Below are 10,554 nucleotides of genomic sequence, written 5' to 3'. Positions count from 1 at the left end.
GCAACCGGAGCTTCTGGTCCGGCGTCATCGCCAGGATGAGATAGACCGGCTCGCCCTGCATATCCTCTGTGGCCGCGCCGCTGTCCGCAAACGTCAGGCGAAACAACGCGAGCACGCGGCCGGCGCTGCGTTCATCGAGCCGCTCGCCATGCCAGAGACGGTCGCCGAAACTCGTGGCGTCCGTATCGAGCCCGACATACCAGCTGAGCTGCGCATCCTGCAACGCGGGCAGCGGCTCGATGGCGACGTCGACCGCCAGCAGATGGGAAATCCAGCGCGCCATCGCATGCGCCAGCGCATGCGGGCCCCGGCCACCCGAGGTGAAGTCGAAGGCCATGTCAAAATGATCGCTGCGCTGCCAATACGCGTCGGCATTCTCTCCGCTCAGCACGTCGAGCTGGGCGTCGGTTACAGCTCCCAGCATCGACATCAACGAGAGCACCGGCGTCGGACTCTGCCCACCGACCACCTCTTCGTCGCCGAGCAGCAAGGCCTGCTCATGCGGCAAGACGCGCTGCTGGCGGAAGAACAGTTCCGCGGCACGCGCTACGAACGGATCATCGCGGCCGTCCAGCGCATTGCGCAGGATCACGTGCACGAGCTGATTGACGAACAGCGGCGGCAGATCGCTCGTCCGCGATCGGATGGCTGCAAGGTAGGCAGCCTCGAGCGTCGGATGCCGCAGCAGGAGATCGCGAAAGGCGAGCACGAACCGCCAGTTTTCGCGTGCGTCCTGATCGGCGATCGCAGCGATCTCGTCATCGCTCACCGGCTGGCGCGGACCAGCGAGCAGCTCGCAGTGCAGCCTTCTTTCGACCCGGCATGCGTCGTCCGGCGGCAGCAGCTCGGGACGGGCAAAATAGGCCTTCAGGAATTCATCCGTGACGCAGAGCCGGCCGCTCTCGTCGCGATCGAGCAGATGGTGGCCAGACGCGATCCAGAAATCCTTCATCGGCGTTGCGGCTCCTGGCCGAGATCGGCAAGATGGAGATCATGATCTGGCTCGACATCGTCCCCCACCTCCATGAATGAAAATGCCTTGCCATGCCTCTGCCCTTTGCGCAGTTGCAGCCTGCGGAAGGCCTCGCGGACCTCGCCATCGCTCACCGAGCGGTGGACCGCAATCAGCGAACTTACCGGATGGATACAGAGCGATTGAACAAAGGCGACTTCCTCCTCCGCCGCAGTTCTCGCAGTTGCAATGTCCGGCGCCCCGAAGCGTTCGACGAGTTGCCCGGCAAGCAATTCGACTAAGGCCCGGCAATCGTCCTGCGTCGCCGGGACGATCTGCGCCAGCGTCGACCAGCCCCAGGATTGTAAGCCGAGGAAGCCGCTGCGGAAGGCGGCGCGCTCCTTGCCGCTCAGATTCGCCGGGTTCTGATCGCAGAAGCGGAAGGCGCCGGAAACCGCCCATTCGCCTGATTCGGCCGCAACGTCGAACACGAAGGTGTCGGAGGGATCGAGCGCGATGGTGCGCAAGAGTTTCACAGGCGCAGCCCTCCGAGTTTCGGATCGAGCCAGGACGGCGTGCCGAGGTGGGCGACGAGCTCACTCCGCTCGGTCCCAGCTGTGCCGACGCGGCGCGTGAGAAGATCACCGCAATAGTCGAGCCGCTGAACCATTTGCCGCTCGCGGGCTACGCGGTTGAGATAATCACGCGCGACGCCGTCAAAGCCATCGACTTGCCAACTATCGATCGCCCGCATGAGGTGCCGGGCAAAGCTCTCGGTCACCTGCACGGCGCCCGTCTCGCCAAACCCCTCCTCGTCCAGCGCAGACGCCAGCGGATAAACACCAGGCCCCGGGTCGCTCATGGCGACTGTCCGGATCATGGCGCCAAACACGAGCCAGGCCGGAGGCTCGTCCTCGCGCGCAGACGACGGCCATCCCAACCGCCCACCACCGACCAGTCCGCCGTCGATGCGGATCGCGTCGGGCCAGTCGATTGCCACCGTCTTGTTCGGCGGCGCATAGACGCGGAGCGCGTCGGTGAGCGCAACCATGCAGGCGTAGAAGGCGCGCCGCGCGGTGCTCAGGGGCTCGCCCGGCTCGAGCACTACGGCGAATTCAGCGAGATCGAACCGTCCGACATAGACCAGCGTGCCGGCACCGCCCTCGGGTGCAATGCGGCAAGCGTGAGCAAAGGCGTCTCCGCTCTCGCGCAACCGGACGAGCGCGAATGGCGGCGGTAGATGGATCGGTTCCGCCAGGGAAACATGGGTGGTAGGGGTCGACGGCAAGGCCGTCCTCCACTTTCCTTTTCTTCCCGATAGTGAAAATCTATACGAAGCAAGGGATCGGCGCGAGTCCGGTCCCGCGCCGCACTGACGGAGGAATTCACCTGGATCAGCCAGCGAAGACCGTTCTGATCTGCTCGTGCGAAGACACGATGCGCCTCGACACGGCCGCGATCCGGCGTGGATGCCCCAACTGTGAGATCAGGAGCTTTCGACATCTCTGCGGCGCGGAGCTCGATCATTTCCGCAACGCCGCAACGGCAGAGGGTTCGCTGACGGTTGCCTGCACGCAGCGGGCGGCGCAGTTCACCGATGAGGCCGGCGAACGCCCAGACGGGATCACTTTCGTCAACATCCGCGAGACGGCGGGCTGGTCGCGCGACGGTGCGAACGCAGCTGCGAAGATGGCCGCGCTGCTTGCGGCGGCTGCGATTCCGAGACCGGACTATCCGTTCGTCACGCTGTTGAGCGACGGCATCATCCTTATCTATGGACGCGACGAGGACGCAATCGAGGCCGGACGGCTGCTCGCGGACCATCTCGATGTCACCGTCATGCTCAAGCGGCCAACAGACGTCGCCCCGCCTGCGGCGACGGACTTCCCGATCGTGAAGGGTACAATCCGCAACGCCAAGGGACATTTCGGCGCCTTCGAGCTCACGATCGACGACTACGCGCAGCCCAGACCGTCTTCGCGCGATCGCTTCGTGTTCGGAGCCACGCGCAACGGGGCGACCTCGCGCTGCAATCTCGTGCTCGACCTCTCCGGCGAGATGCCGCTGTTTCCCGCGCACGATCTGCGCGACGGCTACCTGCGAGCAGATCCCAAAGATCCCGCTGCCGTGCTGCGCGCGGTGCTCGCCGCGCGCGATCTCGTCGGCGGCTTTGACAAGCCGAGATATGTCGACTTCACGCCCGGCCTCTGCGCCCACTCGCGCTCGAATCTGACCGGATGCCATCGCTGCCTCGATCTGTGCCCGAGCGGTGCGATCACGCCCGCCGGCAATCATGTCGCTGTCAACGCGGAAGTCTGCGCAGGCTGCGGGCAATGCGCTGCCGCCTGTCCGACGGGGGCTGCCTCCTACGCGCTGCCGCCCGCCGACACCCAGTTGCAGATCATGCGTGCCATGCTGCTCGCCTATCACGAGGCTGGCGGCAGGCATCCCGTGCTGATGCTGCATGACAGCCCTCACGGCACGCCGCTGATCGACGCGCTCGCCCGTCACGGCGACGGGCTGCCGGCCAACGTGCTTCCCCTCGCCTTGAACGAGGTGACGCAGGTCGGGCTGGAAGCGGTCATCGGCGCATTCGCCTATGGCGCGTCCGCCGTGCGCCTTCTGCTGCGCGCAAAACCGCGGCACGAGGTGACGGGGCTGTCGCAGACGATTGCCATGGCCGAGGCCATTCTGGCCGGGCTCGGATTTGACGGGCAGCGCGCGGCCACCATTGAAACCGACGATCCCGACGTGCTGGGTGCGCAATTGAGCGCGATCGACATGCTTCCGGCGGTCGCGACGCCCGCAACCTTCAAAACGGTCGGCAAACGGCGCGATTTGCTTCGCTTTGCGTTGAGCGAATTGCACCGCCTGGCGCCGAGGCCGGTCGACATGATCGCCCTGCCGCAAGGCGCGCCGATCGGCGCGATCAGCGTCAATACGGATGGTTGCACGCTATGCCTGTCCTGCGTCTCGGCCTGCCCAACCGGTGCGCTTCGCGACGATCCCGAGCGTCCCGTGCTCAAATTCGTCGAAGATGCCTGCGTGCAGTGCGGTCTGTGCCAGAGCACCTGCCCCGAAAAGGTGATCACGCTCAAGCCGCAGATCGATTTCCGCGCGGCGCGCGCGGCTGCCGTCGTGATCAAGGAGGAAGAGCCCGCGCTGTGCATCCGCTGCGGCACCCCGTTCGGCGTGAAGAGCACGATCGATCGGATTGCGGCAAAGCTTGAGGGTCGGCACTGGATGTATCCCGCTGGTGACAAGAGGCTGGAAACCTTGCGGATGTGCGCCGACTGTCGCGTCATCGTTATGAGTGAACAGCAGTTCGATCCGTTCCAGGACGTGCCGCAACGCGCGCCGCCGCGGACGACTGATGATTACCTGCGCCAACGCGAGAACAAGGATTAGCCGCATGTCTCGTTACATGGTGGTTTTGTGGACGTGCTTTATCGCCACAATCCTTGCCGCTGGCGCGGCCGAGGCTCCCGCCCCACCAAGGCGGAGAAGGTTGCGCTCAAGCAGGCGATCGTCGCTTGCAAGGCCGAGGCCAAGGGCAGGAAGGTCAACTGGCTGTCGCGGCGGAAATACGTGAATCAGTGGTGGCAGCGCTGAAGGAAGATCCAAGCGTCGACGTCGATCGCATGCCTAGGGAGCGCCCGGAGCTAGCGAATATTCCTGTGGAGCAATGGCCGGAATATTAGCGCCCTACTTCGACGTCGCACGCGCCAGAAAGTCCGTGAGTGCGCGGCGGTCTGCGGCCGAGCTGATGTGCTGTTCTGGCATCTTCGTGCCCGGCGTATAGGCGTTCGGCCCGATCTCGAACAGTTTTGACACCGTCTCTGGTGTCCAGACGATGTCCATCCTCTTGAGCGCGTCGGAGAAGCGGTAGCCCGGCAGCGATGCGATCTTCCGGCCGTAGAGTCCGGCAAGCGTCGGGCCGGCGCGCTGCACCTCCGTCTCCGACAGCGTGTGGCAAGCGACGCAGGCCCGGAAGATTTCGGCGCCGTGATCGCCGGCATAGGCGGCGAGCGGGTCGGCTGGCGTGCCCAAGAGGTTGGAGCCGATGGCATCGCCGGTCAGTACATTCCATCGCCTGATCCTACCGTCGGCGCCGCCGGTCAGAAGCGTCGCGCCATCGGGCAGGAACGCAACCGACCAGACCGGCATGCCGGGCCCAGCGAGCGTGCGCAGCACGCTGCGCGCCTTGCGATCGACGATCGCCACGGTGTCGCCAACGCCGGCTGCGGCAATCAAGGCACCGTCATGCGAGATCGCCAGCGCCACGATCGGCGTGGTGCCTGCAGCAACGTCACCGCTTTCCTTGCCATCTGAGGTCATCATGCGCAGCCTGCCGTCTGCTGCGCCCGTGACGATTTCGCCATCCGGTGCGACCGCAACTGCGTTCAATGGCGCCGGCAAGGTCACAATCTCGGACGTCCCATCCGCCAAATGCCAGACCCGCGCCGTAAGATCGTAGCCGACACTCACGAGCGATTGTCCGTCTGGCGTAAAGGTAACGCCGTTGACGTTTTGCGAATGCCCCTCCAGCACGCGCAACGTGCCATCCGACAGCGACCAAAGCCGCACGGTATGGTCCCACGAGGCTGATGCGAGCTTCGATGCATCGGGCGAAACGGCGAGCCCGACAATGGGTCCCGTATGACCTTCGAAAACCCGGTCGGGCTGCGGCCGGCCTGGCGTCCAAATAGCAATCTGGCTATCCGCACCTGCCGTTGCCACTCTTCCTTCTCCAAGGAAGGCAACCGCGTTCACCGCATCCGAATGGAAGCGAAGGACTTGCTCGGCGGACTCTGTTGCTAGCGACCATTGGATAGCTGCGGTGTCGAAGCTACCTGACAGAACCGTCTGGCCATCGACCGAAACAGCGATCGCACGGACAGGCCCGCCGTGTCCCGCTAGTTGCGCTTGCGCGGGCTGTAGCGCCGAGAACAGTTGTGCTGTCAGAAGCGCGGCGGCGAGACGCAAGGTCAAATCCAAGGGCCGTCGGGCTTCCGGCAAAACATCCCCCGTTCGATTGAGCTCAATAAAGGGAGCTCTATCCGCTTCCAGGGTGCGACAAGCGGCGCCTTGAAAGGCGACCGATGTGATCGCAGACTTGGGAAAGGCGCCTCAAAGACCGAGGCCGAACATGCAAATCCATCCGAAAGCGTATCTGCAGCTGATCTCGCGGTTGTGGCACTTTCGCGTCTTGCCATCGCGAAATCGCGATCCTGCCACCCGAGAAGCGTCGCCGCCGCTCATTTACATCGTCGTCGTGCTAGCACTACTATTGACTGTCCTCGAAATTGACCTCCACCGTGGGCAGCTTCAATCCTTCGGAATGCTCGCCGCTCCAACCGAGATCAACCCGATCTTCATGAGCCCTTGAAATAGAGTTTGCGGCACCGCGGCTCGCGCGAGCGGACAATCCGCCTATCGAGCTGCGACAGCGGTATTCTATTCTCTCTGCTGCTGCGCTCCCCTCGGGAACACCAGAGATCGATCCTCGAAATCCTCAAGCGGCAACTTACCCTGTTGCGCCATCTTGTGCATCTCTTGCACAGTGGGCATCCCCGCTACAGACGGTCTATTCACCGATGATGGATGCGATCGCAGCATATTCGTCGCCGCCGCGACAAGCGCGAGGGCAGTCAGGCCAGAGATCATCAAGAGCTTCATCCGAACGTCCGTGGGTTTTGAGAGAGTCGAAGCTCTCATTAGTGCAAGACCGAACGCCGCTGTGTGATATCCCTCACATCTCTCCTTTTCTTGATCATTGCTGGAGTTGTTGCGCTCGCTCCGGTCACTGGTCGAAACCTTGCCCCGAGATGTCTATTCCGGAGAGGATGGACCATCATGAAACGACGCCGGTTCAAGCAGGAAAAACCGCTAATCGAACGGCTGACGAGAGCAGCCGAACTAGCGCGCGAGAAAGCAAATCCGAACGTCGCCTGACAAGCAGAACAAATGCCACCCGGAGCCGAGCGCGACGACCTCTTGAGGAAGGCTCGGCAAGCTGACGTTACCGCTGACATTGATATGGTGGTTAAGTTCGCCGGAGCTGAAACCTCCGACATAACGGCAGCGGTCCTGAGTTCGGTGCCGGGATCAAGACGGCCGTCGAGCGCGGCTGGCTCGAGCTGCCCGAGAGCGGGGCGTATGTGCGGTTGCTGAAAGACGTCGGACCTAGGAGCCGCCGGTCCCGGCGTCGCACCCGGATATTGGCCAGCGGTCCTTTTAGGCTGAACGCACGCGCTTCGCGGTCGTTCTGCGCCTTTGCCGCCAATCGTCCATGCTTCTCCGTAGCCGCACCGCGGGCACTGGAAATTAATTTCATGATGGCCAGTCCGCCTGGATCCGATGAAGTTCGCAGCCATCGGCCAAGCCCGACAATTCGGACAAACAACTAAAACATGATCAGGGTCGAGCACGGGCAATCGTTCCCATTATCCAGGGGAACCGGGTCGTCGCCTAACTGTGCGTTTTTTCGATCGTTCCTTGGGCGCGAGCATGAGGCTCTAAAGCAGGGAAGCCGGCGCCTTCTTTCGATCTAGGAACAGTGAAGGGTCGCCAGAGTTGGACCGCGGCGGCTGGAGACTTTGCAGTGATCCGCTACTTTTTCGACATCCGGGACGGAGCCGAGCTTTACCCGGACGAAGAAGGTCTAGAATTGGCGAACGAAAGGGTCGCTGAGATAGAGGCCGCACACACCTTGGCTGCTATGGCGAGGGATGCGCCTGGTATGGGCGATCGACGCGACATCGCTATCGAGGTCCGCACCGAAGTCGGTCCGGTCTTTCAGCTTGCCCTCGTATTCGAAGCCGACCGGTTGAAGAATTAGGCTTGCCTAGGAACCGAGGGTAATGATCCACTGTTGGTTTTGCGATATTTCCCGAGGACTTTTCCATGGCCAAGAAGAACTGTTTGATTGTACGAGCTGTCGGAAGCCAACTCGATCAGCTGCGCGGAGAGGCATCGCGCATTTCGCGAGGAAATAAAATCGAATGGTGGGTCGAGCGTGGTGACGCTGGGACGCAGTTTTGCTTTGAGACGGTCGAAGCAAAACAAGCATTTGCCTCAATCTGCGAAAACTTCGCAGTTGCGTACAGGGAAGCTTAGCGAACAGAAGCAGGCCCGCGCCGTGAGAAACAGAGAGGCCGCCAAATGAGGCGGCCTTCTTTTAGATGGGCGGTTTAAGACTTGGCGAATTTAACCATTCATCATAGGCCCGGGTAACGGAAACGGCGTGACGCGCCACCGCGGCCATAGCGGCTGCGAGCGCCGCCAGAGACAGAGAGAATAGCGCAATGGTCGCGATATCGTTCATAGCCACGTTCTAACGACTGAGGTCGTGAGCGAGTTCCGACTGCGTGTATCTCCAAACGGAACACCTAGGAAAAAGGCGTTCGTCCAAGAGCATCGTGGAATATTTTTACAAGATCTTCGGCAAAGACCTTCGGGCGATCGTGCCTCATATGGCTATGTCCGCTGGCACGATGATCGCCGTCATTAAGAAGCGAGTCCGCCGCCGCGCGCCCGAGCCAGTCCATGCTCCCCGTGATGAAAATAATTGCCACTCACTCTGCCTCTCATGGACTTGAAGATCGCCTCCCTCTGGCCCGCCTTGCGCGCGTTCATGCGCGCTCAGACCAGCACCCCGGCTCCGACAATGGCGGTGTGCCTCAGCCCTGGTCGGCCACCCGGCTCAGGAGACGGGCGTTCCGGAAGATCCGAAGACGAAAGCGCAAACACACTGCCTTCATGACATTGCTGCCCTCGAGCGTCATCGCTGTGACGGGCGGCTCTGACCGGCCGAAGCGCCCCGATCTGTTCGGAAAAAGGGCATGCCCACTTGAAACAGAGCATTACCATCCATATACCATCTATCCAGATGGTATATGGATGGGAAAACAATGACCAGCAGCAACGTCCACGAAATCCGACCAAAACCCTCCGACAGCGAAAAAATCACGATCAATCTCGGTTTTGTCGATCTCGGTCAGGTCGACTTGATGGTGCAGGAAGGATTCTACTCGAACCGCACCGATTTCATCCGGACCGCAATCCGCAACCAGCTCGAACGTCATGCCGACGTGGTCAAGCAGTCCACGGCCCGAAAGAGCCTCGACCTCGGGCTGCGAAACTACGGCCGCGAGGATCTCGAGGCGGCGCGGCGTGCCGGCGAGATGGTGCACATCAATGTTCTGGGCCTCGCCACCATCGCCCAAGACGTCACGCCCGAGCTTGCTCGCGCCACGATTGCATCGGTCTCCGTGCTGGGCGCCCTGCATGCCAGTCCGGCGGTCAAATCCGCTCTCGCTGACAGGACGGGGTAAGGCCATGCTGAAACTGGACATGGTTCGCGAAGCCACACGCCTCACGCGCTCGGGCCAGCTCGTCGAGGCCACCGCGCTGCTCCAACGCATGCTTCGGGGTGAGAATGCACCAGACGTCACCGCCCCCAGCGCCCACCGCTTCGCCTCTACACTAGGAGAGCCGCCGACAATCGACGCCAAGGCACTTGCCGCAGAGACGAGGAGTCCGCGACTGACGGCGGTGGATCTAGCCAAGAACCTCCCCGGGCTCGGACTGAGAGGATCGCTGAGGCGCGCCCCGCCGTCTATGGCGGACACCGTGCCGGATGGCGCCATGTTCGTCGAAGGCAGCTACCGCAACGCCGCGGGAAGCCGCGCCTACCGGCTCTTCATCCCCAGCGGCTATCATGGACAGGCCATTCCGCTGGTGATCATGCTCCACGGCTGCACGCAGTCGCCGGAGGATTTCGCCGCCGGCACCCGGATGAACTTCATCGCCGAAGAACAGACTTGCTTCGTGGCCTATCCCGCGCAGCGGGCCGAAGCGAACCAGGCGAAATGCTGGAATTGGTTTCGTCCGGGCGACCAGCAACGCGGCGGAGGCGAACCCTCGCTGATCGCCGGGATCACCCGCCAGATCATGCGTGACCATTCCGTCGATCCAAATCGCGTTTACGTCGCCGGACTGTCGGCCGGGGCCGCGGCCGCGGCCATCATGGGATCGACGTACGGCGATCTGTACGCAGCGATCGGCATACATTCCGGACTAGCTTGCAGGGCCGCCACCGACCTTCCTTCCGCGCTGATCGCCATGAAGCAAGGCGGCGGGTCCGAGGCAATGCCGAGCGACGGCCCGCCCATTCCGACGATCGTCTTCCACGGCGATTGCGACACCACTGTGCATTCGAAAAACGGGGGTCGCATTGTCCGGCAGTCAATCGGCGGGACGAACACGACGGTGAAGGCGCATCGCGGACGGGTACCGGGAGGGCATGCCTATACCCGCACAGTCCATACTGACCTCGGCGGCCGGAGAATCCTCGAGCACTGGGAAATCCACGGAGCCGGACACGCATGGTCGGGAGGTAGCCCCGCCGGCTCCTACACCGATCCGGACGGACCGGATGCGACGAGAGAAATGCTGCGTTTCTTCCTCGAGCATTCGCTCTCACAGAGGCGAAACTAGCCCAACTTGCGCAGTTGGAGGTCGGTTTTGGTGATTTCACAAGAATCGGCGTGAGTCGGATCAATGGGTTAGTCGTCGCGGAAGGCTCATTTGAGAGTGTA

12 protein-coding genes are annotated in these 10,554 nt (G+C 62.5%); 7 read left to right on the top strand and 5 right to left on the bottom strand.

Annotation, left to right across the window (positions count from 1 at the left end):
* The 3 genes from SO139_RS44100 to SO139_RS44090 all read right to left on the bottom strand — a co-directional run.
* A partial coding sequence (locus tag SO139_RS44100; RefSeq protein ID WP_498541997.1) for a DUF6352 family protein occupies window positions 1–952 on the bottom strand: 952 nt, incomplete at its 3' end.
* Window positions 949–1,488 carry a DUF6505 family protein gene (locus SO139_RS44095; protein WP_449381584.1) on the bottom strand — a complete coding sequence of 180 codons (540 nt, stop codon included), beginning with the start codon at window positions 1,486–1,488 and terminating at the stop codon, window positions 949–951. The genes SO139_RS44095 and SO139_RS44100, both read right to left, overlap by 4 nt.
* Window positions 1,485–2,240, bottom strand: coding sequence for a biotin/lipoate--protein ligase family protein (locus SO139_RS44090; protein WP_449381583.1), 756 nt, complete (start codon window positions 2,238–2,240; stop codon window positions 1,485–1,487). The genes SO139_RS44095 and SO139_RS44090 overlap by 4 nt, the downstream gene beginning before the upstream one ends.
* Before the next feature lie 149 nt (window positions 2,241–2,389).
* On the opposite strand from SO139_RS44090, the gene SO139_RS44085 reads away from it, so the two are divergent.
* Complete coding sequence (locus tag SO139_RS44085; protein ID WP_449381582.1) at window positions 2,390–4,360, top strand: 4Fe-4S binding protein; 1,971 nt, start codon at window positions 2,390–2,392, stop codon at window positions 4,358–4,360.
* 27 nt (window positions 4,361–4,387) lie between these two features.
* On the top strand, window positions 4,388–4,564 hold the full coding sequence (locus tag SO139_RS44080) for a hypothetical protein (RefSeq protein ID WP_449381581.1): 177 nt from the start codon (window positions 4,388–4,390) through the stop codon (window positions 4,562–4,564).
* 93 nt (window positions 4,565–4,657) lie between these two features.
* Here the strand turns inward: SO139_RS44080 and SO139_RS44075 are convergent, their stop codons facing one another.
* Complete coding sequence (locus tag SO139_RS44075; protein ID WP_449381580.1) at window positions 4,658–5,950, bottom strand: c-type cytochrome; 1,293 nt, start codon at window positions 5,948–5,950, stop codon at window positions 4,658–4,660.
* A 151-nt stretch (window positions 5,951–6,101) separates the two neighbouring features.
* On the opposite strand from SO139_RS44075, the gene SO139_RS44070 reads away from it, so the two are divergent.
* From SO139_RS44070 to SO139_RS44060, 3 genes are all read left to right on the top strand, one after another.
* Window positions 6,102–6,341: a hypothetical protein gene (locus tag SO139_RS44070; RefSeq protein WP_449381579.1), complete on the top strand. Its 240-nt coding sequence runs from the start codon at window positions 6,102–6,104 to the stop codon at window positions 6,339–6,341.
* Window positions 6,342–7,556: 1,215 nt separating this feature from the next.
* Window positions 7,557–7,793, top strand: a complete 237-nt coding sequence (locus SO139_RS44065; protein WP_449381578.1) for a DUF6894 family protein — start codon at window positions 7,557–7,559, stop codon at window positions 7,791–7,793.
* Window positions 7,794–7,858: 65 nt separating this feature from the next.
* Complete coding sequence (locus tag SO139_RS44060; protein WP_498541996.1) at window positions 7,859–8,071, top strand: hypothetical protein; 213 nt, start codon at window positions 7,859–7,861, stop codon at window positions 8,069–8,071.
* 272 nt (window positions 8,072–8,343) lie between these two features.
* Here SO139_RS44060 and SO139_RS44055 read toward each other — a convergent pair whose 3' ends face one another.
* Window positions 8,344–8,529, bottom strand: a complete 186-nt coding sequence (locus tag SO139_RS44055) for a hypothetical protein (protein WP_449381575.1) — start codon at window positions 8,527–8,529, stop codon at window positions 8,344–8,346.
* 336 nt (window positions 8,530–8,865) lie between these two features.
* Between SO139_RS44055 and SO139_RS44050 the strand changes: the two genes are divergently transcribed.
* Window positions 8,866–9,288 (top strand): ribbon-helix-helix domain-containing protein, encoded by a 423-nt coding sequence (locus tag SO139_RS44050; protein WP_449381574.1) that lies wholly within the window; start codon window positions 8,866–8,868, stop codon window positions 9,286–9,288.
* Between the two features lie 4 nt (window positions 9,289–9,292).
* Window positions 9,293–10,453 carry an extracellular catalytic domain type 1 short-chain-length polyhydroxyalkanoate depolymerase gene (locus SO139_RS44045; protein ID WP_449381573.1) on the top strand — a complete coding sequence of 387 codons (1,161 nt, stop codon included), beginning with the start codon at window positions 9,293–9,295 and terminating at the stop codon, window positions 10,451–10,453.
* The last annotated feature ends 101 nt before the right edge of the window (window positions 10,454–10,554 follow it).

This window comes from Bradyrhizobium sp. UFLA05-89 (assembly GCF_059803475.1).
The sequence above is the reverse complement of the archived record's forward strand: the minus strand, read 5'-3'. Positions and strand labels throughout refer to the sequence as shown.

What these genes read in the sequence shown, in the direction of transcription:
- SO139_RS44085 (WP_449381582.1), top strand. Translation starts at nt 2,390, where the DNA reads ATGCGCCTCGACACGGCCGCGATCCGGCGTGGATGCCCCAACTGTGAG.
- SO139_RS44070 (WP_449381579.1), top strand. Translation starts at nt 6,102, where the DNA reads ATGCAAATCCATCCGAAAGCGTATCTGCAGCTGATCTCGCGGTTGTGG.
- SO139_RS44060 (WP_498541996.1), top strand. Translation starts at nt 7,859, where the DNA reads ATGGCCAAGAAGAACTGTTTGATTGTACGAGCTGTCGGAAGCCAACTC.
- SO139_RS44050 (WP_449381574.1), top strand. Translation starts at nt 8,866, where the DNA reads ATGACCAGCAGCAACGTCCACGAAATCCGACCAAAACCCTCCGACAGC.
- SO139_RS44045 (WP_449381573.1), top strand. Translation starts at nt 9,293, where the DNA reads ATGCTGAAACTGGACATGGTTCGCGAAGCCACACGCCTCACGCGCTCG.